The following is a 24,120-nucleotide window of genomic DNA, read 5'->3' as shown; positions in this document are numbered from 1 at the left end:
CTCTTTCGCACCACCCGGCACACGTTTTCCGCCACATCCGGCGCACGTGAGGGTATTGACGACCACCGTCACCCCCTCTCCATTATGGTGCGCGCCGAGGGATTCCCGTGATCCGCGGTGATCGTTCCGTGCCCGTCCTTTCAGGGAGGCCGTGTGAAAGATCAACCATCAGGTGATCCGCCACCCGACGATGTCCTCGCCGAACTGAGGGCCTTTTTCGGCCAAGTTTTTCCGGGAATTGACCTCGGGGCCGACGACGACTATTTCCGGCAGGGAAATGCGGATTCGTTGTTCGCGCTCGAACTGGTCACCTTCGTGGAACAGCACTTCCGCGTCGGCATCGACGTGGAAGATCTCGACCTCGACAACTTCCGGACGCTCGGCCGGACCACCGCCTTCGTGCACCGCAAACGCGCCGGGGCGGCCGTCGAACGACGCCCGGGAGGACCGGGGAATGACTGAACCGGACGGAACGGACCTCGCCCGCCTCGCCGCCGCCCCGGAGGACCGGGACGCCCTCACCCGGCTGCGGGCGCACGCCGACGACTGGGACCGGGTCCAGCGGCTGCCCGACGGCCTGGTCCGTGGACTGGGCGACGCCGGACTGCTGGCCGCCGACCTGCCGGCGCGGCACGGCGGACGGGGGCTGTCGGCGTCCGCGCTGGGCACGCTGTGCGCCCGCCTCGGCGGCGTGTGCACGGCACTGCGCAGTGTGGTCACCGTCCAGGGCATGGTCGCCGCCGCGCTCTCCCGGTGGGGCACGGACGAACAGCGCGCCCGGCTGCTGCCCGCGCTGGTCCGGGGCGAGCGGCTGGCCGCCTTCGCCGCGACCGAGGACGGCGCCGGCACCGAACTGAGCGCGGTGGAAGCGGAGTTGCGCCGCGACGGCACCGATCTCGTCCTGCACGGCACCAAGAGGTGGGTCAGCCTCGGCGAGATCGCCGACGTCTTCCTGGTCCTCGCCCGGCTCGACGGCAAGCCGGCCACCGTCCTGGTCGAGGCCGGCGGCGCCGGTGTCTGTGTCGACCCGGTGCGCGGCCAACTCGGCCTGCGCGCCGCCCATGTGGCCCACGTGCGCTTCGACGGCGTACGCCTGCCCGCCCGGGACCAGGTGGCACCGGCCGGGTTCGGACTGTCCCACGTCGTGGGCACCGCCCTCGACCACGGACGCTTCACCATCGCCTGGGGCTGCGCCGGAATGGCCGGGACCTGTCTGGAACTCGCCGCTCGGCACACCGCCGCCCGCGTGCAGGGCGGCGTCCGGCTCAGTGACCACCAGGCCGTCCGGGCCGCCCTCGGGCGCGGGCTCGCCGCCGTCGCCGCCGCGCGCGCCCTGTGCCTGCGCGCGGCCGAGTCCCGGCAGGACGGCACACCGGCCGCCCTGTCCGACACCGTCGTCGCCAAGTACACCGCCGCACGCACGGCGGCCGATGTCAGCCAGGACGCCGTCCAGTTGCTGGGGGCCGCCGGCTGCGCACCCGGCAGCGCGGTGGGCCGCTTCTTCCGGGACGCGCGGATCACGCAGCTCATCGAGGGCGCGGAACTGGTCGCGGAGGTGCGGATGGGCGATCTCGCGCTGCGTGAACACGCCGTGGCGCGGCCCGCCGCCGGCCGTACGGCGGCCGAGGGGGCGCCGTGGTGAACACGGTCAAGTGCCTGGTGTGGGACCTGGACGACACCCTGTGGGACGGCGTGGTCCTGGAGGGCGACCGGCCCCCGCCCTTCGAAGGCGCCGTCCGCGCCCTGGAGACCCTGGACCGGCGCGGCGTCCTGCACGCCGTCGCCGGCCGTGGCGACCGCGCCGCGTCCACCGCCCACCTGGCCGCACTCGGACTGGACACCTGGTTCTCCGAGGTGGAGATCGGCTGGGGCAGCAAGGCCGACGCCGTACGACGCATAGCCCGCTCCCTCGGCATACCCCTGGACGCCGTGGCCTTCGTGGACAACGACCCGGCCGAACGGTCCGAGGTCGCCTCCGCCCTGCCCCAGGTGCGCTGCTACCGCGCCGACCAGGTCGGCGGCCTGGCCTCGCTCGCGGAGTTCCGGCCCGGGCCCGGCACCGCGGAGGCACGCGGCCGGCGCGGCCTCTACCGGGTCGAGCGGCTGCGCGGCGACGCCGAACGGGACTTCCCGGGGAGCCGCGGGGACTTCCTGGCCTCGCTCGACCTGGTGATGACCGTACGACGGGCCGGCGAGGAGGACCTGGCGCGCGCCCGGGAGCTGACCGTGCGCACCCACCAGCTCAACACCACCGGAGTGACCTTCGACCTCCCGGAGCTACGACGGCTGTGCCGCTCGCCGCGCCACGAGGTGCTCGTCGCCGCACTGCGCGACCGCTTCGGCTCGTACGGCACGATCGGGCTCACCGTCTCGGAGCTGACCGGCACCGACGCCGTACTCCTCCTGCTGCTCACCTCCTGCCGGGTGCTGTCCCGGGGAGCCGGCGGCGCGCTGCTGGAACACCTGGTGGGCCGGGCCCTCGCGGCCGGACTCCGCCCGGTCGCGCACTTCCTGCCCACCCCCGTCAACCAGGCCATGCTGGTGACCCTGCGCTTCGCCGGGTTCGAGGTCCTGGAACAGGACGGCGAACGGATGGTCCTGGCGGTCGACCCGGCCCGGCCACGCCCGGCACGGCCCGGGCACGTCCGGGTGGCTTTCGAAGAGGAGAGGACCGGGTGATGACGGAAACGGCGGACGCGGCGGACGCGGTGAATGCGATGGACGTGACGGACGTGACGGACGAGCGACCCTCCCCGGTCGGGGTCGTCGGCGCGGGCGTGATGGGCCTGGGCATCACCCAGTGCCTCACCTCGGCGGGCCACCCGGTCGTGGTGGTCGACACCGACCCGGCCGCCCTCGACACCGGGCCGCGACGGCTGCGTCAGGCACAGCGGCTGAGCCGCCTGCTCGGCCCGGGCAGGGCGCGCCCGGCACCCCCCGTCCGGTGGAGCGCCGCCCTCGCCGACCTGGGCGAGGCCGCGTTCGTCATCGAATGCGCGCGGGAGCGGATCCCGGTCAAGGAGGAGATCTTCCGGGAACTGGACCGCCACTGTCCGCCGCACGCCGTCCTGGCCTCCTGTACCTCCGCGATCCCCATATCCCGGCTGGCAGAGGTCACCGAGGAGCCCGGCCGGGTCCTGGGCCTGCACTTCATGAACCCCGCACCCGTCACGGACACGGTCGAGGTCGCCCGTACGGCACGGACCGACCGGCGGACCATGGACCGGGCGCTGGCGCTGCTGGCCGGCATGGGCAAGAAGGCGCTCGTCGTCTCCGACGCGCCGGGGTTCGTCTCCAACCGGGTGCTGATGCTGACCCTCAACGAGGCGGCCACCGTCGTACAGGAGGGCACGGCGGACGCCGCACGCGTGGACGAGGTCTTCCGGGACTGCTTCGGCCACCGGATGGGGCCCCTGGCCACCGCCGACCTCATCGGCCTGGACACGGTCCTGGACACCCTGGAGGTACTGCGCCACTGCACCGGCGACCCGCGCTTCGAGCCCTGTGCGCTCCTGACCCGACTGGTGGCGGCGGGCGCCACCGGGCGCAAGAGCGGACGCGGCTTCCACACCTATCCGGCCGCACACCGGGCCGGCCCCTCCACGACCGGCCCTGACCGGCCGCCCACGGGGATACCTCTGTGATGTGACGGACCGGACGTGGCTCGGGAGGTTTCCGGCGGCCGATCGCGGCCACTCTAGTTGCCGTCTACATCGATCGCCTGGACGGGATCGGGAGGACGTGTGGACCGCCGCACCTTAACCCGGAAGGGGCCGTCATGTCCGAGCACCCCCAGTCCGCCCACGAGCACCACGCCGGCGGCCGGACCGCCGTGCGCATCCACGCGGCCGATCCGGCCGCCGTCGAGGCGGACTTCTTCCACATCGGGGAACTGGTGCCGCCGGAGGACCAGGAACGGATCGCCGCCGTCCGTGACTGGGCCCGCAAGAACGTCGCGCCCATCGCCGACGAGTACTGGGAACGCGGCGAGTTCCCACACCAGTTGATCGCGCAGCTCCCGGAACTGGGCATAGCCGGACTCCAGTTCAGCGGCTACGGCGCACCCGGCAGGGGAGCGCTGGTCGCCGGACTCACCAGCATGGAACTCGCCCGGGTGGACCCGTCGTTCGCCACCTTCTACGGGGTGCACAGCGGACTCGGCATCGCCACGGTCATGGAGTGCGGCAGCGAGGAGCAGAAGCGGCGCTGGATACCCGCCCTGCTGCGCTGGGAGAAGCTGGCCGCCTTCGCCCTCACCGAACCGGACGTCGGTTCCGGGACCGCGCGCGGCCTGACCACCACCGCCCGCCGCGAGGGCGACACCTGGATCCTGAACGGCCGCAAGAAGTGGATCGGCAACGCCACCTTCGCCGACCTGGTGGTGGTCTGGGCGAAGGACGAGGCCGACGGCGAGGTCAAGGGCTTCGTCGTGGAGAAGGGCACCCCCGGCTTCACCCCCCACCGCATCGCGGGCAAGGTCTCCCTGCGCAGCGTGCAGAACGCGGAGATCGACCTGCGCGACGTCCGCGTCCCCGAGGCCGACCGGCTCCAGGAGGCGCACTCCTTCAAGGACACCGCCAAGGTGCTGCGCGCCACCCGGCTCGGCGTCTCCTGGAACGCCGTCGGCTGCGCCATGGGCGCCTACGAGGCGGCCCGCGCCTACGCCCTGGAGCGCGAGCAGTTCGGCAAGCCGATCGCCGCCTTCCAGCTCGTCCAGGACCAACTGGCCCGCATGCTGGCCGACATCACCGCCTGCCAGGCCATGAACGTGCGGGCCGCCCAGCTCCAGGACGCCGGCCGGCTCACCGACCAGCAGGCGTCGATGGCCAAGATGTTCAGCACCAGCCGGGTCCGCGAAGTCGTCGCGCACGCCCGGGAGATCCTCGGCGGCAACGGCATCCTGCTCGACCACGAGGTGGCCCGGTTCTGGGCGGACGCCGAGGCCCTCTACTCGTACGAGGGGACGCGCGACATGAACGCCCTCATCGTCGGCCGCGCCGCCACCGGCATCAGCGCCTTCGTCTGACCGTGCCCCGGCCCGACCACCGCACCCCCCACCACCCGAGGAGCCCGCCGGCATGACCGGACACCCCGCCCCCGCGCAGCACCCCCACGACACCGCCGACGGCCCGGCCGGGCCGCTCGACGGGCTGCGGGTCGTCGACCTCGCCACCGTCGTCATGGGACCGTACGCCGCCCGGATCCTCGGCGACCTCGGCGCCGACGTCATCAAGATCGAGGCCCCCGGCGGTGACGTCATGCGCCAACTGCACCGGCGTACCGAGGACGGGCTGGGCGCGCTGATGCTCAACCTGAACCGCAACAAGCGCTCGGTGGTGCTCGACCTCAAGACGAGCGAGGGCCGGCAGGACGCCCTCGACATCATCGCCACCGCCGACGTCCTCATCACCAACATGCGCCCCCGAGCGCTGAAGAAGCTCGGCCTGACCTACGACGACCTGGCCGAGGACAACCCGCGCCTCGTGTACTGCCAGGCGGCCGGCTTCCGCTCCGACAGCCCCTACGCCGACCGGGCCGCCTACGACGAGGTCGTCCAGGCCACCTCCGGCATGGTCGACCTGATGCGCCGGGCCACCGGCAAACCCGCCTACGTGCCGACCGTCATGGCCGACAAGGTCTGCGGCCTGGCCATCGTCCAGGCGGTCCAGGCGGCCCTGCTCGCCCGCGTGCGCACCGGCCGGGGCCAGCGGGTCGAAGTCCCCATGGCCGACACCATGTTCGCCTTCACCCTGCTGGAACACATCGGTGGCCGCGCCTTCGAGCCCCCGCACGGCGAGGTCGGCTTCCCCCGCTCCCTCGCGCCCCGGCACGAGGCCGTCCCCACCAAGGACGGGTACGCCTGCGTTCTGCCCTACTCGGTCGCCAATGTGCGGGACTTCTTCCAGGAGGTCGGCCGCGCCGACCTGGCCGAGGACCCGCGGTTCGCCGACCGAGACAGCATGCGGCAGCACATCGGCGACCTGTACGACCTGATCGCCCAGTACACCCCCACCCGCACCGGCGCCGAGTGGGCCGACTTCTGCGCCCGCGCCGGCATCCCCTTCGCCCCCGTCCTCGACCTCGACCACGCGGGCGAGCACGAGTACTGGTCCCAGGGCGGCATGCTCGCCCTGGCCGACCACCCCGACGAGGGCGCCTACCGCGTGATCGGCACCCCCTTCCACTTCTCCGACACCCCCGCCGCCCTGCGCCGGCACTGCCCGCCACTCGGCCGGCACACGGAGGAGGTACGTGCCGAGGTACGGGCCATCTTGCGGGCCCGACGGACCTGACGGCACCCGGGGGAGCGGACAAGAGGGCGTCCCCGGCGCCGGCCCCGGCCCACGCCGGGATGAGCAGCCGGCCGTCATGCAACTGCCGTGCCCACCCTCCTCGCAGCGACCCGACGGCCGGACGGCGCGCTGACCGCGTCATTAGAGTGCGGTGCGCGCTCGGGCGGTGCCGCCGCGCGGGCCGAACGGGAGGGCGCGGCGCACATGGCACTCATGTCAGTCCTGGCAGGGCTCGTCGTCGGGGCCCTGCTGCTCGCGCGCTCACCGCGCCGGGGCAGGGACGAGTACCCCAGCGGGCAGCAGCGCGCGGAACTGCTGGAACGACTCCAGGGTTCCGTACGGCGTGAGTGGTCCGAGGAGGCCGACAAGCGCGGCCTCACCCCGGACGAGGAACGGCCCCGGCTGCTGCACACCCAGTGGGCGCCCGCCCCGCCCGCCCTCTCCGACGGCCGCACGCGCGGTCTGACCGGCACCACGGCGGACATGCCCGGGCTCGTCGAGTCCTTCACGGCGCTGGTGCCGCAGCGCCTGGTGATCGTCGGGCCCGCCGGTTCGGGCAAGTCCACCCTGTTGCTGCTGTTCCTGCTGGAACTGTGCCGCATCCGCGAACAGGACCCGCACGGCACGACGGCCGCCGCCCCGGTGCCCGTCCTGTTCTCCCTCAGCTCCTACGACCCGCGCCGCCACGACCTGCTGGACTGGTTGGCGGGACGGCTGGCCACCGAATACCCCGAGACCGGCTCGGCCGCGACCGCCCGCCACCTGCTGCGCGACGGCCATGTGCTGCCCTGCCTGGACGGACTCGACGAGGTTCCGCCGCGGCGGCTCGTACGCGTGCTGACCCGCATCCGCAGGGCGTTCGCCACCGGACGGCCGGTAATCCTCGCCTGCCGCACCGAGGAGTACGGGCGAGCCCTGGCCAGGGGCCCGGTGCTGCACGGGGCCTCGGTCACCGAGGCGCGCGAGCTGGCCTTCCCGCACGTGACCGGCTACCTGCGCGACAGCCTGGGACGGGGCGGCCCCGGCCGGGCGGAGTGGGCCGACCTGATCGGGCGGCTGGAACACGGCTGGGGGGTGCTGGAGAGCGAGGTGGACGCGGCGCGTGACCGCGGGATGCCGTTGCCCGGGCCGAGCTGGTCCCTGCTCGTCTCCCCGGACGGCCGATGGGCCGACGGGCCGGCCGGAGACCGCTGGACCGCCCAGGTGCGCGCCGCGGCGGACTCCGCCGGCCCGGCAGCCGAGGTGAGCCCGCACCTGCTGGCGGCCCTCGGCGAGGCACTGACCTCGCCCCTGACCGTGACCCTCTTCGCCGACCTCTACGCCCACGCGGACACCGAGGACGAGACCCCGTTCCAGCGACTGGTGCGCTGCGCCCCCGCCGAGGTGCGGGCAACCATCCTCGACAACGCGGTGCGGGTCCTCTTCGACCACCGCCTCACCCCCGACACCTGGCCCAGGGCGCGGCGACACCTGTCCTTCCTGGCCCGTCATCTGGAGCGGACGGACCGCACCGACCTCGCCTGGTGGGAGTTGAGCGGCGCTGTCCACCACGGTGTCTACGGCGGTCTGCTGGGGCTGCTGGCAGCCGCGTCCGGGGGCATCACCACCGCGTCCGCGGTCGACACGCACGAAGGCGTCCTGGCCGCCTTCCAGTTGGGCTGCGCGGCCCTGGGCACCGGGACGCTCGTGTCCTGGTGGGGTCCGGAGCGTGTCGCCTCCTGGCTGGACCGGGCCCTGCGCGCGGGGCCCGCGCCGGCCCGGTCCGCCGCGGACGAGCCCGCGGCGGAGGCGGAGGAAGGCAGCCCGGGGAACCCGCGGTTCGGGCGGACCTCCACCGCGCTGGCCGTCGGCGCGCCCATGGGCGCGATCCTCGGCTTCCTCGGGGCCGTCCCCGGTGACGCGTCCGGGGGGCCGCTCATCGGACTCATCGGCGGCCTGCTGTTCGGCATCCCCGCCGGTCTGCTCGGCGCGGGCGGCCCGGTGCGCGGGCCGCGCTGGTTCCGCCCCGGCACCGGGTTCCTGCGCCGGCTCGCGGGCGGCACCGGTACCGGGTTCGTCGCCGGAGCCGTCCTCGGACTGCTGTTCTGGGCGGCGCTGCGGGCCGTGACCTCACCCTCCTCGGCCGCCTGGGAGCGACAGAGCCGACCGGCATACGTGGCGGCCAGCATGCTCGCGTTCGCCCTGGCCGGCATGGTACTGGGCACCGTGTCGGGCTTCTTGAACTGGCTTCAGGCGCCCGCGCCCGCCGACGACTCCACCTCCCCGAAGACCCTGCTGCGCGGGGACCGCAGACTCGTCGCCGGGTGGGGCCTGGCGGTCGCCGCCGTGGCCGGAACCGGTATGGCCGTGATCATGGCCGATTCCCCGACCGGAGCCGGACAGGTCGTCGAGGGCAGTGTGCTCCTCGTGGTCCTGGCACTGTGGGTCCCCCTCGCGGTACGCACCTGGCCGCGCTACGTCGTCGCCCGCTGCCTGCTCTGGGCCCGCGGCGATCTGCCGTGGAACCTCATGGGCTTCCTCGAACGCGCCCACGACGTGTCGGCCCTCCGGCAGGTGGGCGGCGTCTACCAGTTCCGGCACAAGGACGTGCAGGACCACCTCAGCCGGACCGCGGACCCCTCGGCCGGCGCGAGCGGACGGACGCCGTAGGCGCGCCGCGAGTGTGCCCGCGCATGTCCTCACCCGGTGCCGACGGTGCCGACGGTGCCGAGGAACGCCGTCAAGGCGGCCAGGGCCGCGTCCAGGGCGAGGAGCACGGTCTCGGCAGCGTCCTCGGGTTCACCCCCGTCCGGGGCACGGAACGGCCGCTCGCCGGCGAGCAGTTCGGGATCGGCGACGGCGCACAGCCTCTCCACCTCGTCCCGGCCCAGCCCGGTTCGCGCCGCCAGCACCCGGAACGGCGTGGCGAGCGCCGCCCGCACCGCGTGGGTCCCGGGTGCCTCGGAACCGGGCGGGAGCGCGGCGCGGGCCCGCAGGAGCGCGAGCCCGCCGCCGGGCAGGGTTCCCGAACGCAGCGCGGCCTGTGCCGCGTGTGCCACCCGGGCGGCCGCGGCCGTACGCGGGACCAGGTCCGCCGCGGTGTCCGCGCCGATCGCCAGGGTGACGGCCCGGGAGGTCAGCCAGGCGAGGTGCGCGTCCAGGGCCGCGCGTTCGGCGCCGGAGTCGGTCAGGGAGCGCAACTCCCGGGTGGAGGCGATCCAGCGCCGGAGGGCCGCCGGATCGTGGTGGCCGCCCACGAGCACGGTCTCCGACCCGGAGACCACCGCCAGTTCGGCACGTCCCAGGACGTCGAACCAGGCGGCACCCGGCAGGACCCTTGAGTCCGCGGTGAGTGCCGTGGCCCCGGTCAGCACGGCCAGCGCCCGCAGCGGGTCAAGGCGGCCCGGGCCGACGGGCACGCGCACGACCGTCGGCACCGGACCGTCGGCCGGATCGCCCAGGGACCGCAACAGGCCGGCGCGCGGATCGGACGCGTCCGCCGTCGTGAGGACCAGCAGCGGACTGCCCTCCGCGGCCAGGCGACCGCGCAGTCTGCGGAAGGCCTCGCCGTCGCCCGTCACCGGGTCGAGGAGCAGCACGTACGGTCGTACGAGCCGGATGTGACGCGTCCAGGGGTCGGTTTCCGGGGTGTCCGCGGTGTACGGGAAGGCGTTCCCCGCGGGCAGGCGCAGGCCGTGGCCCGGCACGGGCCGCTCGACGTCCCGGGTGGCCCCGGGTTCGCAGACGAGGACGCCGTCCGGGCCCGCGAGCAGTGCGGCGGCCGACACCGCCTCGGCCAGCTCGCGGTCCGCGGTCGCGCTGCGGGCGACGCCGTCCGGACGCGGGCAGGGCACGGTCATCGCGGCCAGCGCGGCACGTGCCACATCCCCGGCCTCGGTGGCTTGCCGGATGATGTCGCGAGGTGCGGTGTCCGTCCCGAGGTGGCCGGCCGTCTCCCGGATCAGCGCCGCGGCCAGGACCGCCGCGGTCACCGCTCCGTCTCCGGCGGACGCTGCCATCGTACGAGCGGCCTCGACGACCGGGCCGATGCCGAGGGCCTGGCCGGGGCCGGCGTCGCGGAAGTACCCGGCCACCTGGCGGGCGTCGGCCGCCCGGACGGGCTCACCGTCCGGGCCGGGCACCGTCGCATGCGGGCGGTGCGGTCCCAGCAGGGCCCCCATGGCCTCGCCCACGGCCGTGGCCCCGCGCACGGCCGCCGAGCCGTCGCCCGCGGGGGCGGCGACGGCGCGGAACGTGTCGGCGTGGCTCGGGAGCGGTGGTGCGTCGAGGGCGCCGCGCAGCGATCCGGCATGCGGTCCGGCCAGGATGCGCTCGGCGATCAGGGCGGCCGGAACGCCCTGGTTCCAGCCGCCGTTGTGGCCGTGATGGAGAGCCACCACCCGGCCGGCTCGGGTGACCAGCGGACTGCCCGACGCGCCGTCGAGGGTGTTCGCGCCCCGGTAGCGGACACGCCGGCCGTCCTCGCCGAGCCGCGTCCGCTGCGTCTGGGCGTGGTCCGGGGTCACGCGCTGGGAGTAGTGGAAGAGGTACAGCCCTTCGGCGGTGAACACGAACTCCTCGTCCGACAGCCGGTAGTAGCCGCGCGGCCGGAGCACCCCGTGAGCGTCCCGCACGGGGGACGGATGCCCCGCGAGCCGGACGAAGGCGAAGTCGAGGCCGTCCTCGGCGGTGCGCATGCCCTCCGGCACGGGGTCGTTCGCGGCCGGCGGACTGGAGTCGAGCAACTCGGCCAGCCGGACGCGCTCCCAGCCCCCGGCGGAAGACCACCCCGTGCCGTCCCGGTGGTCGAAGACGGCCGTCATCCCTCTCACCGGCTCGGCCCCGGACGCACCCAGGGACAGCGCGACGGCATGGCCCGCCGTGAGGAGCAGGGCCGGCCCGACGAGGAACCCGGTCGCCACCGTGATCCCGTCCCGCTCCAGCCGGGCCACCTGTTGCTCGGCGGCGGTGAGGACGGCCTTGGACTCCTGGATCGACTGCATGCCGGCGGTGGGCGACGTGACGGCCTGGAGCGTCCCCCGTGGATCCGGCCGTCGTGCGGTCACGAGGCGTGCCGGTGGACGAGACGGGCCACGGACGCGGCCCGCACGGCGTAGTTCCGCCGCTTGGGCCAGCCCTGATAGTGGAGGCCCAGGGCCCGGCCGGTGTCCAGGTCCACGACGACGGAGCCGGAGTTGCCGCCGAGTGTCGTGGCGTCGTGGTGGATCAACCGGTCACCCTCGAACGAGATGATCCGGCCCGGCGCCAGCCGCTTGCACTCGAAGATCCCGTCGAAGATGCGCGTGCGGTCCGCCGGATCGTCGTGGCGGCCCGTCCACGGGTACCCGATCACACCCACCCAACGGCCCACCCGCACCCCCTCGTCGCCCTCGGCCAGCGGGATGGGAGGGGGCAGCGGTTCGCCGTCCTCGCCGGCCGGGGCGAGCCTGATCAGGGCGGCGTCGCAGGAGGGGTCCGGTTCCATCCACACCACCTCGGTCACTCTGAACCGGGACTCCCGCGTCCGGCCGTGCTCGTGGTACCAGTCGACGTAGGCGTGCACGCGCGCGCCGGAACTCTCGCGGAACACGAATCCGTCGCCGCGTCTGGTCGCGAACGTCTTCGCCACGTGGTGGTTGGTCACCGCGAGCCCGTCGGCCACCATCCAGGCGGTTCCCACCCAGGTCTCGTCGTGGTTGCGCAGGTCGACCCGTCCCACACTGGGAATGACGCCTTCCAGTCTGCGGCGGGCCGCACTGACCCGGGCGGCGATCACCAGGCTCTCCGCGTCGTCGTCGGGAGCGTCGGCCGCGGTGGCGAACGTGTTGCGCCGGATCAGGTAGACCGGCCGGCCGAACTTCCTGACGATGGCCTCCAGACCGCTGTCGCCGTCACCGTGCCAGGTGCCCTCGGCCATCCGCTTGACGGCGTCGCCGGCCCGGTCGACCTGGAGCATGCCTTCCAGAGCGCCCACCCCTTCAAGACCGCCCGACGACATGACCGCGTCCCTGATCTCCGTGAAGCGGTCGAGGAACTCCTCCCTGACCTCGGCGTCGCCGAAGATCTGCGTGTACTCCATGCCTGCCCCCCGTCGGTGCACCACTGCTGCCGAGGCCCGACACGCTACTCGCCGGGGACTCCTCAGTCGCCCGAACTCGCCTGCTCCGCCGCCGTTTCCACGGCGTACCCCGCCACCGAGGGCCACCGCACGGTGAGTACGACGGAGTCCTCCTCCGCGACCCAGGAGTGATCCACTCCCTGGCCCCAGACGGCATAGTCGCCCTGCTCCGCGAGCAGCACCTCACGGCCGGGGAACTCCAGGCGGAAGCGGCCCGAGACGAGGACCAGGAGAGCCGTCCGCACCTCTCCCCGCACCCACCGGGCGCGTCGCTCACCCCGTGGATGGACTCCCCACTTGACCTCGACGGCGTCGCTGTGCCGAGGGTCGCCGGGCTCCTTGAAGTGGCCGAGCAGCCAACCCCGGTCCAGTGCCGCGTCCTTGCCCGCGTGACCCACGTAAACACCGTCTTCCATGCGGCCGCACGCTAGCAGCCGTCGCCTCCGCTCACCGGAGGCTGTCGACCAGCAGGTCCGCCGCCACCTGTGCCCCGTCGGCGCGGATCTCGGCACCCAGCGCCTTCGCCCGCGCCCGGGTCTCGGGCGCCAGCGCCGTCTTCAGCGCGCGGCTCAGGGACTCGGCGCCCGGAGCCGGGCCGTCGAGTGCCGCCCCGATGCCCAGCGCGGCGACCCGGCCGGCCCAGTACGGGTTGTCGGACACCTGGCCGGCCACCACCACCTGGGGCACGCCGGCGCGGGCGGCCGTCGCCGTCGTACCCGCGCCGCCGTGGTGCACCACGGCGGCCACCTCGCGGAACAGGCGCTGCTGGTTGACCTCGCCGATGGCGAAGCAGTCGTCCCGGTCGTCGATCAGACCCAGGTCCGCCCAGCCGCGCGAGACGAGCGCGCGCCGCCCCAGCGCGCGGAGCGACTCGATGACCCCGTCGGCGATGTCCTGCGCCGGGCGCGCGCTGCCGAAGCCCACGTACACCGGCGGCGTGCCGGCGCCCAGAAAGGCCAACAGGTCCGCCGGGAGCGGCCGTTCGTCCGGCAGCCGCCATGTGCCCGTCTGCGTCACGTCGAGGCCGGGGGCGCCGGGCCATGGACCCAGGGCCGGATCCGCCGCCAACCACGGCCGGTCGGTCAGGACATGGTCGCGGACGTTGTCCACCGGAGGCAGGCCGAGTGAGGCGCGGTGGCCGTTGAGATCATCGGCGAACTGCGCGTTCACGCTACGGGCGTCCAGCTCCCACCGCGTCCGGTTGTCACGCGTCTCCGGCTCGGGCCAGCCCGGCCGGGGCGGCGGCGCGTGGTGCGGCGACGGCAGGTGGACGGCCGCGTAACTCGCGTACACGTAGCGGACGCCCGCCGCCTCGGCCACGGACCGCGCGGCGATCTGGGCCAGTCCGGCCGCCACCAGTACGTCGCAGCCGTCGACCGCCGCCGGGATGACCTCGAACTGGGTGCCGAGCAGCGCGCTCCGGTACCGGGCCAACTCCGCCGCCGACGGCAGCCCGGTGCCGCGCGTCACCACGCGCACCGGAGGCCCGACAGGGATCACGTCCACCCCGAGACCGGCCGCCCGTCGCGTGAACTCGTCGTCCGGCGGGACGCACATCCGCACCTGTGCGCCGAGTGCCCGCAACCGCGCCGCGAGTGCCACCAGCGGTTCGACATCGCCACGCGTGCCGTAGGTGGACAACAACACCCGCATGGTGCGCCCTCTTTCGCCAACTCGGCATGTTCGACGCCGACTTCCTATCACGGCGAGTCCCGGTGTCCTTTCCGGGCCGGCTGTCCAGCGGTTACGGTGGGCTGCCCCGCCTGATGGGGCGCACGAGGTCCGTGATGGTCGCGCCAACCGGAAAGCTGCCGCATGCATAGTTCCTCGGTGTTCACGCCCGACATCTCGGTCATCCTGCCCTGCGCCGGGTTCGGGACGCGCTTCAGCGCCCCCTATCCGAAGGAGTTGCACTGTCTGGGACCCGGGGTCACCGTTCTGGACCGCAGTCTGGAGGCGGTGGTCGAACTGACCAAGAGCGGGCTCAACGTGCGTCTGGTCGTCGTGTTCGGGGCGCACAAGATGGAGACGGTGCGTTATCTGGCGCGCTATGCCGAGACATTCCAGATGGTCTTCGTGTACCAGAACGAGTCGTACGAACCCGGTCTCGACGGAGCGGTCCGCTCGGCTCTGCCCCTGACCGAAGGACCGGTGGCCCTGGTCCTGCCTGACATCGTTGTCTCCGGCGTGGACAGCGCGGGCAGTCTCCTCGCCGCGGTGCGGCACACGGAAATGACCGGGTGGAGTGTCGTGGCGGCCGAGGAGCGCGATCCTGGCATCCTGCGGCAGATGGGCGCGCTGGCCGTGGTCGAGGCGGGCGGCCTGCGCACCGTGCAAGCGGCCACCGACAAGCCGACGGACCCCTCGGGCTACAACGCGTTCTGGGGCATGGTCGCGGCCGCCGAGCACGAAGCGCACAGGCTGCCGGACGTGGTGGGGGAGGAGGTGGACAGCCCCCTGGTCGGTGCGGTCGCGCTCATGGTGGACCGGATCGTCAACTACAACACGCCCGGGGGCTGACGCGCTTGCCCACGCCCTCCCCGGCAAGCGCGACACAGCCACCCCCTGGCATCACATATGGGCGCTGATCACCCCGCCGGCGCTGAGGACGATGTACACGCCGTTGGCGTCGACGCCGGCGTCCTGCTCGTTCGCCTCCAGCGTGCCGTACACCGCGCCGCCGTGGCCGAGGATCTGCGCCCGGTACCGCAGCTCGCCAACCTTGGTGACCTTGGCCGTCCAGCCGCCCGCCAGCTTGAAGGTGCCCGGTCCCTGGTGGCCGCCGCCCATCCAGGAGTGGACCTGGCCGTCCAGGGTGAGGACGACGAACATGTCGTTGGCGTCGAGCCCCGCGTCCCTGTCGTTCGTCTCCAGCGTGGCCAGGACGTCACCACGACTGATGATCTTCGCGAGGTAGTGCTGGGCGCCGAGTTCGTAGATCTCGGCCTTGCTGCCGTCCGCCAGCTTCTGGGTACGGACCGGGGACGCCTTCCTGGCCGAGGCGGACGACGCGGTCGAGGCGGTCGACGCGGTGACGTGGTGCGCGGCGACGGTCCGTACGCCGGCACCGTCCCTGTCCGCACCGCTCGCGCCCCCGCTCTGGAAGCCGGTCAGCGACAGCGCCGCGGCGGCGACGACGGCGGCCAGGGCGGCGGAACGGACGGTACGGCGAGTGGTCATCATGGGAAACCCCCGGGTAGGTGTAGGGATGCGGTCGCGCTTTCCGTTACACCCCGTCAGATGACGCTCGCTGTACGGTCGTTCATCGCCGTCTGTCCGCATTCGGTAACAGGATTCGGCGGGCACTCAGTCGATGCAGAACTCGTTGCCCTCGATGTCCCGCATGGCGATGCACGAGTCGTGGCCGTCGTACAGAAGTCGCACGCGTACCGCGCCCAGCGGCACCAGCCGTGCGCACTCGGCTTCGAGCGCGGCCAGGCGCTCTTCCCCCACGAGTCCGGTACCGACTCGCACGTCGAGATGCACCCGGTTCTTGACGGCCTTGCCCTCGGGGACGCGCTGGAAGAACAGTCGCGGGCCCGCCCCCGAGGGATCGACGCAGGCGGACCAGGCGCCCCGGTCCTCGGGAGCCCGGGAGCGGTGGTAGTCGTCCCACGTGGCGAACCCCGCCGGTGGCGGCGATAACACGTACCCCAGCACATCGCACCAGAAGCGGGCGAGACGCTCGGGTTCCGCGCAGTCGAAGGTGACCTGGAACTTCCTGATCGTGGACATCGGCGCAAGATACCCGAAGGGCACCGCCCCGCACGGAGGGGCGGCCCCTGTTTCGAACGGTTCCTACGGAAGGTCGGGCCCCGTCGTCGGCAGATAACGCGGAGCGCGCCAGGCATGGAGGCGTTGCTCCACCGCCGCGCCCAGGGACAGCAGTGCTTGGTCCTGGTGGCTGCCGGCCATCAGCAGGACACCGACGGGCAGTTGGCCGACGGACCCGGCGGGGACCGAGAGTGACGGGTAGCCGGCGACGGCGGCCGGGGTGGACGACGGGATCACGTCGTTGTCACCGCGGGCGCAGTCGGTGGTCCAGGCGGGCGGGTTGGTCGGGGCGGCGATGGCGTCCAGGTGATGGGCCGCCATCGTCTCGTCGATGGACCGCCTCGACAGGTCCCGGAGTTCCGCCCGCTCGGCCCGGTACCCCGGGTCCGTGGTGGGCGGGGCGGCCAGGGCCCGCTCGAAGAGTTCCTGCCCGGCGAAGCAGGTCTGTTCCGCCGGGTGCGCGCGGTTGAAGGCGATGAGCGCGGCGAGGTCCCGCGGGCCCTTCCGGGTGGCCAGGTAGGTGTCGATGTCGCGGTCGAACTCGGTCAGCAGCGCGGGGAATTCGAGTGCGGCGAGCCGGTCCTGGTAAGGCGGTGTCACCTCGACGACCTCGGCGCCGCCCGCACGCAGGCGCCGCGCCGTGCGGGACATGACGTCGTCCACCTCCTTGCCCAGGGACGGCAGCCGCCACAGCCCGATGCGCTTGCCCCGCAGACCGGTTCCGCCGCTCGTGGGGCCGGGATGGCGGGGTTCGCCGGCGAGGACCGACAGGGTCAGGGCCACGTCGGTGACGTTGCGCGCCATGGGGCCGGCCGTGTCCTGCTCGGCAGAGATCGGCACCACGCCCTCGCCGCTGACCAGGCCCAGCGTGGGCTTGAGGCCGACCACGCCGTTCATGCCGGCCGGGCAGACGATCGAGCCGTCGGTCTCGGTGCCGATCGCCACCTGGGACAGGGACGCGGCGAGCGCGGCCCCCGAACCCGCCGACGAACCGCACGGGTTACGGTCGAGAACGAAAGGGTTGTGCGTCTGGCCGCCCACCGCCGACCAGCCCGAAGTGGGCTTCGCGGCACGGAAGTTCGCCCACTCGGACAAGTTCGTCTTGCCCAGGATCACGGCACCCGCCTTCCGCAGGCGGGTCACCAGGGCGGCGTCGGTGTCCGGTGGGCTCCCCGCCAGAGCCAGTGAACCCGCCGTCGACAGCAGGCCCCGGGTGTTCACGTTGTCCTTGACCAGGACCGGGATGCCGTCGAGCGGCCCCCGGGTGGCGCCGTCACGGTGCCGGCGGTCGCTGGCGGCGGCCTGTGCCAGGGCCGTGGGGTCGGTGCGCAGGACGGCGTGGATCTTCGGATCGACGGTCGCGATCCGCCTCAGATAGGTACGGGTGAGTTGGGACGGCGTCAGCGATCCGCGCGCCATGCGGACCTGGAGCTGCGGGATGGTGACCGTGTCGAGGTCGAGGCCGTAGGCCCGGGTCGGTGTGGCGGAAGGGGGTGCGGCGGCCTGCGCGGGCTGGAGCGGCGAGGCCGCCCAGAGAGAGCCCGCGAGCGTGGCCGCGACCAGTGCCGCGGTGCCTCGGCCGCTCGCGGTGCCTCTGCGCCGTACCGTGCCCTGACGGGTGTCTGACCGGTGGGACTCCGTGTGTCGCATGGAGCCAAGCCGACTACACGGCCAAGTCGCGCGCAAGGGAACCAGGTTCGTGTTTCCAGCCGAATTCGGCCGGCGGGCAACTCCTCCGCATGCCCCGAAGTGCTGCGAAAACACGATGGACATCGCGGTGATTGGCCGAGGGAATGCCGGGCACAAGGTGGCCCGGAGGTTGATAACTATGGTTCCCCTGCTTCTCGTTCTTCTGCTCGCCCTGATCCTCTTCGGTGCCGGTTTCGCGCTCAACGCCCTGTGGTGGATCGCCGTCATCGTGCTCGTCCTGTGGCTCGTCGGGTTCGTGGCCCGGCCCAAGGGCGGCAGCGCGCGCTGGTATCGCTGGTAAAGCCGACCGTCGGCATTCCGGCAGGTTTCCTTGCCGCGGGCCGCGCCTCCGATCGGAGGCGCGGCCCGCGGCGCTGTGTTTCACAGGATTCCTGTGAAATCCACGAAACGCGGGTAACGCGGGTAATCCGACAGTGTCCGACAGCGACCGACAGCCATCGTGCGCACCGCGAGCGGCGGCTCCTCTTCCGTATGCTGGCGCCCGAAGGCCTGAGTGATCGAGGGGGACACGCGTGCCGCTGCACAGGGACGACCCGAGGTCCATCGGCGGCTACAGACTGCTCGGCCGGCTGGGCGCCGGTGGCATGGGCCGGGTCTACCGGGGAAGGTCGCGGTCCGGCCGCGAGGTCGCCGTCAAGGTCGTGCACGCCCAGTACGCCCGCGATCCCGTGTTCCGCGCCCGCTTCCGGCAGGAGATCGAGGCCGCCCGCCGGGTGAGCGGAGCCTTCACCGCGGCCGTGGTGGACGCCGACCCGGAGGCCGAAACCCCCTGGATGGCCACCCAGTACGTCCCCGGCCAGTCACTCGCCGCCCGCGTCCGCGACCACGGCCCCCTGCGGACCGCCGAACTGCGGCCGCTGGCGCTGGGCCTGGCCGAGGCGCTGCGGGACATCCACCGGGCCGGCGTGGTGCACCGCGACCTGAAACCCGCCAACGTACTGCTCGCCGAGGACGGCCCCCGCGTCATCGACTTCGGCATCTCGCGGGCGGCCGAGAGCCACCACGCCCTCACCGAGACCGGCCAGGTGATCGGCACTCCGCCGTTCATGTCGCCCGAGCAGTTCACCGACGCCCGCACGGTCGGGCCCGCCTCGGACGTCTTCTCCCTCGGCGCGCTGCTGGTGTACTGCGTCACCGGACGCGGCCCGTTCGACACCGACAGCCCCTACCTGACCGGGTACCGGGTGGTCCACAACGACCCCGTCCTGGACGGGGTCGGCGGTCGTCTGCGCGAGGTGCTGGACCGCTGTCTGGCCAAGGACCCCGATGCCAGGCCCGAGCCGGAGGAGCTGACCCGGGCGCTGGCCGAAGCCCTGCCGGAGCCGCCGCCCGGCGAACCGGAGACGACACCCCTGCGCCTGCCCGCCGCCCTCTCCGGCGGCCCGGACCACGCCGCCACGGAGACCGCTCCCGACCACCGGCCGGTACGACGGCACCCCGCGCGCCCGCTCCTCGCCGCCGCCGGTGCGCTGGCCCTGGCCCTGACGGCCTACCTCCTCCTCGGTCCCGGCGACGGCGACGGCGCCGCGCGGGCCGGCAGCCCCTCCGCCGGCCGCTGGAGCGCCCTGCCCACCGGTTGGAAACCGTGGCAGACGACCGCGTACGCCGACGCCGAACAGGGCGTGAAGAAGGCGCCGGGATACGAGGGCGACCGCGCTCCGGCCTGTCTGCCCGACGCCGACGCCCTCTACTGCGCCGGTACCGCACTCCTCCCCGAACGCGTCGACGCCACCACCGGACGCACCCTGTGGCGCTCCGGCATCGCCCCCGCCGAGCTGCCGGCCGCCCGGTACATCACCACCGTCCTCGGCGTCCACGAGGGCGTGGTCCTGGTGGAGTTGACCGTGACCCGCGACGACGGCACGGGCAAGTCCCAGTCGGTCCTGGCGCTCGACGCCGCCCACGGCACCAGACTCTGGTCCCATCCGGTCCGCACCGACAGCCTCGGCTCGGCGTACGCCGCCGGCCTGACGCTGACCCAGGAGGGCGACGGCGACACGCTCACCGTCCGCTCCGCGCGCACGGGCACCGTACGCCGGCAGATCCCGCTGCCCGAGGGGTACGACTGCTCGCCGCTCGCGGTCGATGACCGTCCCTACGCGGAGTGCGCGGCGCGCGCCGAGGGCTCCCACGCCAGCAGGTTCCTCGTCCTCGACCCCGACGGCACCGCCGACCACACCCTGACGTCTCCTGCCCAGCAGCGGAGCTTCGTCGGCGTCCGAGGCGGGCGGCTGCTCTTCGTGGAGTCGGACGACCGGCCCGTGGCCAACAGCCCCGACCAGATCTACACCCGCCTCGTGTCCGTCGACCCGCGCACCGCGCGCCGTACGGTGACCGGCCTGCCCGAGCGCTACCGGGGCGGGACCCCGGCGCTGGCCCACGGCACGCTCTACTTCGCCACTTCGAGCGGCTTGGTCACCGCGGTCTCGCCGGTGACCGGGAAGCGGCTGTGGCGAAGCCATACGACGCTGGAGACGCCGGGCACGGTCTCGGTGGACCCGAGGGGGCGCACCGTCTACCTGGCCGCCGGCAGCGGCCGGGTGGCCGCCCTCGACGCGGCGCGCGGCACCCCGCTGTGGGAGTCCGCGGCGCGCGCGGAGGTCCTGGACAGCGGGCTGCTGCCCACCGTGTGGTTCCACCAGGGCGCCCTGATCCTCGCGGCGTCCGACGGCACCCTGTTCACCCTCGACCCCTCCCACCCCGACCGGCGGCCCACACCGTGACGCCACGGCCTACGGACGGTCAGCGACCGAGCGCGATGTCCCCGGAACGGGGCGGGACCGCGTCCAGGGCGGAGAGCGCCGCCTCGTCGAGCGTGACCTCTCCGGCCCCGACGTTCGCCGCCAAGTGCTCGGGGTCGGCCGTGCCGGGGATCAGCAGCACGTTCGGGGCGTGGCGGAGCAGCCAGGCCAGGCCGACCTGTGCGGGCGACGCGTTCGCCGCACCGGCGGCGGCGATGACGGCCGGCTCGTCGGTCACCTTCGGCGTCCCGTCGAAGGCGCTGCCGAGGGGGGAAGTAGGGAACCCAGGCGATGTCCTCGGCCAGGCACAGCCGGAGCATGTCCTCGTCGTCGCGGGCCAGGAGGCTGTACGCGTTCCGCACACACACGATGCCGGCGGGCAGGGCACGGCGGAGCACGTCGAGGGAGACGCTGCCGAGGCCGATCGCACCGATCTTGCCCTCGTCGCGCAGGGCGGTCAGCACGGCGAGCTGGTCGTCGAGGTCGACCACCTGGTCCCCTGTCGCGCGCAGGCCCGGGCCGCTGTCCGTACGGCGGAGGTTGACGACCGGGATCTGTTCGAGTCCGAGGGCCGACAGGTTGTCCTCGACGCCGGCGCGCGGTTGTCCGGGGCGCTGCGCGAGGCGGAGGGGGAGCGGACCGTCGCGGTCGGGCTCGGCGCCGACCTTGCTGACCACGATGACGTCGTCCTCGGGGCGGAGGGCTTCGCGGATCACGTCGTTGACGTAGCCGTGGCCGTAGAACTGGGCGGTGTCGACGTGGTCGATGCCCAGCTCGACGCCGCGGCGCAGAGGGCGATCGCGGCCCCGCGGTCGTTCCGCAGGCGCTCCACCTGCATGGCGCCGAACCCGATCCGCGACACGGTGCGGCCTGCGAGCCGCCCGGCGCCGCCGGCGCGCGGCGCAACCGCGACCGACTGCTCGCCGCCGCCTGGGATGCCTTCGCGGGGACGACGGACGCCGTGCCGCTGGACGCGATCGCCAGGGCGGCCGGCGTCGGGATCGGCACCCTGTACCGGCACTTCCCCACGCGCGAGGCGCTCGTGGAGGCTGTCTACGGCGCGGAGCTGGACGAGGTGGTGTCCAGCGCGACGGCGCTCCTCGCCGAACTCGAACCCTCGGCCGCACTGCGGGCGTGGATGACGCGGTACGCGGCGTTCGTCAAGGTCAAGCGCGGCATGTCCGACACGCTCCGCGCGGGCTGGGCGTCGGGCGGCATCGCCACCCCGGCGACACGGGAACGCGTCACGGCCGTCATCGCCACGATGCTGCGCGGCGGGGCGGAGGCCGGTTCGCCGCGCTCGGACGTCGATCCCGGGGACGCCACCGTGATGCTCCTCGGCGTGTTCCTCGCGACCGAGGCGAGCGCCGCGCCGGACCGGGTGGAACGACTCCTCGACCTGATCGTGGACGCGCTGCGCCCGGCCGGGTCGCGCTCCGCTGTCGAACGGTGACGCCTGGTCGGCTTTCCGGCCATTCTGTACCGCCGCCGCCTACCGCGACCTGGCCTTTTACCCCGCCATTACCCACCAGATTCAAACATCTCCGCAGTGAATGGGGAATTTCACGCACGCTCGCACCGCCGCGACCTGCACACATGTCGTTCACATGGCGCACACAGGGTAGGCACGTCTCAAACCCACTGCGCCGACTGGCACTTGCTCCGTTGCGCGGGCGAAGCTGCTCCCGGCTCACAAGGCCACCGACCCTCACCAAGGAGTTTCTCGTGCGCATCAACCCGCGCTTCGCCGGTGTCACCGCGGCCGTCACCGCCCTGCTGGGCGCCACGCTCGCCGCCACCTCGGCCGCCACCGCCACCGCGGCACCGGCCGGTCTGTACGCCCCCTCGGCGCTGGTCCTGACCGTGTCCCACCCGGGCCAGACGGCCGACACCGCCGCTCGCGCCGTCACCCTGAGCTGCGCGCCCGGTGCCACCGGCACCCACCCCGCGCCCGCGGCGGCCTGCGCGGAGCTGCGCGCGGCGGGAGGACAGCTGGACTCCCTGCTGTCCACGACGCCCGGCCAGGCCTGTACGCGGATCTGGTCCCCCGTCACCGTCACGGTCGATGGCGTCTGGCAGGGCACCCGCACCTCCTGGAAACACTCCTTCGCAAACGCCTGCGAGATGAACAACACCGTCGGGCAGAGCAGCCTGCTCAACTTCTGACCCGCCGCGGAGGCCGGCCGGGCGGCCGCCGCCCGGTCAGCCGGTGGCGAGGCCGAACGGCAGCTCGGGCGTGCGGTCGGCGATCTCGATCAGCCGGTTGTACTTGGCGACGCGTTCCCCCCGGGCGGGTGCGCCGGACTTGATCTGGCCGCAGCCGGTGCCCACCGCCAGGTCGGCGATGAACGCGTCCTCGGTCTCGCCCGAGCGGTGGGACACCATCTGCGTGTAGCCGGCCCCGCGGCAGATCCGCATCGCCTCCAGGGTCGCCGAGACCGTCCCGATCTGGTTGACCTTGATCAGCGAGGAGTTGGCGGTCTTCTTGCCGATCGCCTCGCGCAGGATGGCGGGATTGGTGACGAAGATGTCGTCACCCATCACCTGCACCCGGTCGCCGAGGCGCTGCGTCAGGCGGCTCCAGCCGTCCCAGTCGTCCTCGGCCAGGCCGTCCTCGATCGACCAGACCGGGAAACGGTCGATGATCGCCTCGTAGCGGTCGATGAGCTGATCACTGGTCAGGTCCTCGCCCGCCACCCGGTACCGGCCGTCGGGCCCGCGGAACTCGCTGGCGGCCGGGTCCAGGGCGATCGCGACGCCATCGCGGCCGGGGGAGTAGCCGGCGTCGGTGATCGCCTCCACCAGGAGTCGCAGGACGTCCTCGGGGCGGTCGATGGCGGGGGCGAAGCCGCCCTCGTCACCCAGCCCGGTGGTCTGCCCCCCGGCGGTCAGACGGGCGCGCAACCGCGCGTACACCTCGGCTCCGGCGCGCACGGCCTCGGGCAGGCTGGGCGCGCCGAGCGGGGCGAGCATGAATTCCTGGAAGTCGAGGTCGTTGGCGGCGTGCGCGCCGCCGTTGACGACGTTGAAGTGCGGCACCGGCAGCCGTGGGACGGTCCCCGCCACCTCGGCGAGATGCTGCCACGGTTCCCGCCCCGCGCCGACCGCCTCGGCGCGCCAGGCGGCGAGCGAGGCGCCGACGACGGCGTTGGCGCCGAGCCGGGAGGTGGTGTCGGTGCCGTCCAGCTCGGTCAGTTCCCGGTCGATCTCGGCCGCGGAGGCGAAGTCCCGGCCGGTCAGGGCCTCGGCGATCTCACCGTTCACGTGCCCGACCGCTCGCAGCACCCCCTGTCCCCCGTAGCGTGCCTGGTCCCCGTCGCGCAGTTCGACCGCCTCCCGGCTGCCGGTGGAGGCGCCGGACGGAACGCCCGCCCGGACCCGGACACCCTCGGCGGTGGTCAGGGTCACGGCGAGGGTGGGGCGGGCACGGGAGTCGAGGATCTCGACAGCGTGCAGTTCGCTGATCCGCAAGGTCATGAGCTTGTGCCTTTCCGGCAGGGAGACG

Annotated in this window: 20 protein-coding genes and 1 pseudogene; 12 read left to right on the top strand and 9 right to left on the bottom strand. The window is 73.4% G+C overall.

Annotated features, from left to right (window positions below; translation table 11 throughout):
• Window positions 1–153 precede the first annotated feature (153 nt).
• From NX794_RS21255 to NX794_RS21225, 7 genes are all read left to right on the top strand, one after another.
• Window positions 154–462 (top strand): acyl carrier protein, encoded by a 309-nt coding sequence (locus NX794_RS21255; protein ID WP_258780219.1) that lies wholly within the window; start codon window positions 154–156, stop codon window positions 460–462.
• Window positions 455–1,642 (top strand): acyl-CoA dehydrogenase family protein, encoded by a 1,188-nt coding sequence (locus tag NX794_RS21250; RefSeq protein WP_309506012.1) that lies wholly within the window; start codon window positions 455–457, stop codon window positions 1,640–1,642. The genes NX794_RS21255 and NX794_RS21250 overlap by 8 nt, the downstream gene beginning before the upstream one ends.
• Window positions 1,639–2,679 (top strand): HAD-IIIC family phosphatase, encoded by a 1,041-nt coding sequence (locus tag NX794_RS21245; RefSeq protein WP_258780218.1) that lies wholly within the window; start codon window positions 1,639–1,641, stop codon window positions 2,677–2,679. Before NX794_RS21250 ends, NX794_RS21245 begins: the two co-directional genes overlap by 4 nt.
• Window positions 2,679–3,644 carry a 3-hydroxyacyl-CoA dehydrogenase family protein gene (locus tag NX794_RS21240; RefSeq protein ID WP_258780216.1) on the top strand — a complete coding sequence of 322 codons (966 nt, stop codon included), beginning with the start codon at window positions 2,679–2,681 and terminating at the stop codon, window positions 3,642–3,644. Before NX794_RS21245 ends, NX794_RS21240 begins: the two co-directional genes overlap by 1 nt.
• 134 nt (window positions 3,645–3,778) lie before the next feature.
• Window positions 3,779–5,026 carry an acyl-CoA dehydrogenase family protein gene (locus NX794_RS21235; RefSeq protein ID WP_258780214.1) on the top strand — a complete coding sequence of 416 codons (1,248 nt, stop codon included), beginning with the start codon at window positions 3,779–3,781 and terminating at the stop codon, window positions 5,024–5,026.
• 52 nt (window positions 5,027–5,078) lie between these two features.
• Window positions 5,079–6,293: a CaiB/BaiF CoA transferase family protein gene (locus NX794_RS21230; RefSeq protein WP_258780213.1), complete on the top strand. Its 1,215-nt coding sequence runs from the start codon at window positions 5,079–5,081 to the stop codon at window positions 6,291–6,293.
• 204 nt (window positions 6,294–6,497) lie between these two features.
• Window positions 6,498–8,942, top strand: coding sequence for a hypothetical protein (locus NX794_RS21225; RefSeq protein ID WP_258780212.1), 2,445 nt, complete (start codon window positions 6,498–6,500; stop codon window positions 8,940–8,942).
• Between the two features lie 29 nt (window positions 8,943–8,971).
• Here the strand turns inward: NX794_RS21225 and NX794_RS21220 are convergent, their stop codons facing one another.
• From NX794_RS21220 to NX794_RS21205, 4 genes are all read right to left on the bottom strand, one after another.
• Window positions 8,972–11,275, bottom strand: a complete 2,304-nt coding sequence (locus NX794_RS21220; RefSeq protein ID WP_258780211.1) for a trypsin-like peptidase domain-containing protein — start codon at window positions 11,273–11,275, stop codon at window positions 8,972–8,974.
• A 59-nt stretch (window positions 11,276–11,334) separates the two neighbouring features.
• A complete protein-coding gene (locus NX794_RS21215) occupies window positions 11,335–12,351 on the bottom strand; it encodes a trypsin-like serine peptidase (RefSeq protein WP_258780210.1) in 1,017 nt (338 codons plus the stop codon).
• A gap of 62 nt (window positions 12,352–12,413) precedes the next feature.
• Window positions 12,414–12,806: a cupin domain-containing protein gene (locus tag NX794_RS21210; protein ID WP_258780208.1), complete on the bottom strand. Its 393-nt coding sequence runs from the start codon at window positions 12,804–12,806 to the stop codon at window positions 12,414–12,416.
• Between the two features lie 31 nt (window positions 12,807–12,837).
• On the bottom strand, window positions 12,838–14,043 hold the full coding sequence (locus NX794_RS21205; RefSeq protein ID WP_258780207.1) for a glycosyltransferase: 1,206 nt from the start codon (window positions 14,041–14,043) through the stop codon (window positions 12,838–12,840).
• Between the two features lie 177 nt (window positions 14,044–14,220).
• On the opposite strand from NX794_RS21205, the gene NX794_RS21200 reads away from it, so the two are divergent.
• Window positions 14,221–14,910 (top strand): glycosyltransferase family protein, encoded by a 690-nt coding sequence (locus NX794_RS21200; protein ID WP_258780205.1) that lies wholly within the window; start codon window positions 14,221–14,223, stop codon window positions 14,908–14,910.
• A gap of 51 nt (window positions 14,911–14,961) precedes the next feature.
• On the opposite strand, the gene NX794_RS21195 is transcribed toward NX794_RS21200, so the two are convergent.
• From NX794_RS21195 to NX794_RS21185, 3 genes are all read right to left on the bottom strand, one after another.
• Window positions 14,962–15,573, bottom strand: a complete 612-nt coding sequence (locus tag NX794_RS21195; protein ID WP_428985939.1) for a hypothetical protein — start codon at window positions 15,571–15,573, stop codon at window positions 14,962–14,964.
• 123 nt (window positions 15,574–15,696) lie between these two features.
• Window positions 15,697–16,125: a VOC family protein gene (locus tag NX794_RS21190; protein WP_258780203.1), complete on the bottom strand. Its 429-nt coding sequence runs from the start codon at window positions 16,123–16,125 to the stop codon at window positions 15,697–15,699.
• A 63-nt stretch (window positions 16,126–16,188) separates the two neighbouring features.
• Window positions 16,189–17,583: an amidase family protein gene (locus NX794_RS21185; protein WP_258780263.1), complete on the bottom strand. Its 1,395-nt coding sequence runs from the start codon at window positions 17,581–17,583 to the stop codon at window positions 16,189–16,191.
• Window positions 17,584–17,992: 409 nt separating this feature from the next.
• On the opposite strand from NX794_RS21185, the gene NX794_RS21180 reads away from it, so the two are divergent.
• Entirely contained in the window at window positions 17,993–18,154 is a 162-nt protein-coding gene (locus NX794_RS21180) for a DUF5670 family protein (protein WP_258780202.1), read from the top strand.
• Between the two features lie 232 nt (window positions 18,155–18,386).
• Window positions 18,387–20,597: a protein kinase domain-containing protein gene (locus NX794_RS21175; protein ID WP_258780201.1), complete on the top strand. Its 2,211-nt coding sequence runs from the start codon at window positions 18,387–18,389 to the stop codon at window positions 20,595–20,597.
• A 19-nt stretch (window positions 20,598–20,616) separates the two neighbouring features.
• Here the strand turns inward: NX794_RS21175 and NX794_RS21170 are convergent.
• Window positions 20,617–21,453: pseudogene (locus NX794_RS21170) on the bottom strand (aldo/keto reductase).
• Between NX794_RS21170 and NX794_RS21165 the strand changes: the two are divergent.
• Both NX794_RS21165 and NX794_RS21160 read left to right on the top strand, forming a co-directional pair.
• Entirely contained in the window at window positions 21,448–22,068 is a 621-nt protein-coding gene (locus NX794_RS21165) for a TetR/AcrR family transcriptional regulator (RefSeq protein ID WP_428985940.1), read from the top strand. The pseudogene NX794_RS21170 and the gene NX794_RS21165 sit on opposite strands and share 6 nt — an antisense overlap.
• Before the next feature lie 272 nt (window positions 22,069–22,340).
• Window positions 22,341–22,781, top strand: coding sequence for a subtilase-type protease inhibitor (locus tag NX794_RS21160; RefSeq protein WP_428985938.1), 441 nt, complete (start codon window positions 22,341–22,343; stop codon window positions 22,779–22,781).
• Between the two features lie 36 nt (window positions 22,782–22,817).
• Here the strand turns inward: NX794_RS21160 and eno are convergent, their stop codons facing one another.
• Window positions 22,818–24,092 carry a phosphopyruvate hydratase gene (eno, locus tag NX794_RS21155; protein ID WP_258780200.1) on the bottom strand — a complete coding sequence of 425 codons (1,275 nt, stop codon included), beginning with the start codon at window positions 24,090–24,092 and terminating at the stop codon, window positions 22,818–22,820.
• Window positions 24,093–24,120: the final 28 nt, after the last annotated feature.

Source organism: Streptomyces pyxinicus, from assembly GCF_024753135.1.
GTDB lineage: Bacteria > Actinomycetota > Actinomycetes > Streptomycetales > Streptomycetaceae > Streptomyces > Streptomyces pyxinicus.
Note: the sequence above shows the minus strand (reverse complement) of the source record. Positions and strands in the feature narration are given on the sequence as shown.

Coding starts and splice junctions, on each gene's coding strand:
- NX794_RS21220 (WP_258780211.1), bottom strand. CDS start 11,275: ATGCAGTCGATCCAGGAGTCCAAGGCCGTCCTCACCGCCGCCGAGCAA.
- NX794_RS21250 (WP_309506012.1), top strand. CDS start 455: ATGACTGAACCGGACGGAACGGACCTCGCCCGCCTCGCCGCCGCCCCG.
- NX794_RS21240 (WP_258780216.1), top strand. CDS start 2,679: ATGACGGAAACGGCGGACGCGGCGGACGCGGTGAATGCGATGGACGTG.
- NX794_RS21235 (WP_258780214.1), top strand. CDS start 3,779: ATGTCCGAGCACCCCCAGTCCGCCCACGAGCACCACGCCGGCGGCCGG.
- NX794_RS21230 (WP_258780213.1), top strand. CDS start 5,079: ATGACCGGACACCCCGCCCCCGCGCAGCACCCCCACGACACCGCCGAC.
- NX794_RS21185 (WP_258780263.1), bottom strand. CDS start 17,583: ATGGCGCGCGGATCGCTGACGCCGTCCCAACTCACCCGTACCTATCTG.
- NX794_RS21215 (WP_258780210.1), bottom strand. CDS start 12,351: ATGGAGTACACGCAGATCTTCGGCGACGCCGAGGTCAGGGAGGAGTTC.
- NX794_RS21190 (WP_258780203.1), bottom strand. CDS start 16,125: ATGTCCACGATCAGGAAGTTCCAGGTCACCTTCGACTGCGCGGAACCC.
- eno (WP_258780200.1), bottom strand. CDS start 24,092: ATGACCTTGCGGATCAGCGAACTGCACGCTGTCGAGATCCTCGACTCC.
- NX794_RS21225 (WP_258780212.1), top strand. CDS start 6,498: ATGGCACTCATGTCAGTCCTGGCAGGGCTCGTCGTCGGGGCCCTGCTG.
- NX794_RS21205 (WP_258780207.1), bottom strand. CDS start 14,043: ATGCGGGTGTTGTTGTCCACCTACGGCACGCGTGGCGATGTCGAACCG.
- NX794_RS21210 (WP_258780208.1), bottom strand. CDS start 12,806: ATGGAAGACGGTGTTTACGTGGGTCACGCGGGCAAGGACGCGGCACTG.
- NX794_RS21180 (WP_258780202.1), top strand. CDS start 17,993: ATGGTTCCCCTGCTTCTCGTTCTTCTGCTCGCCCTGATCCTCTTCGGT.
- NX794_RS21195 (WP_428985939.1), bottom strand. CDS start 15,573: ATGATGACCACTCGCCGTACCGTCCGTTCCGCCGCCCTGGCCGCCGTC.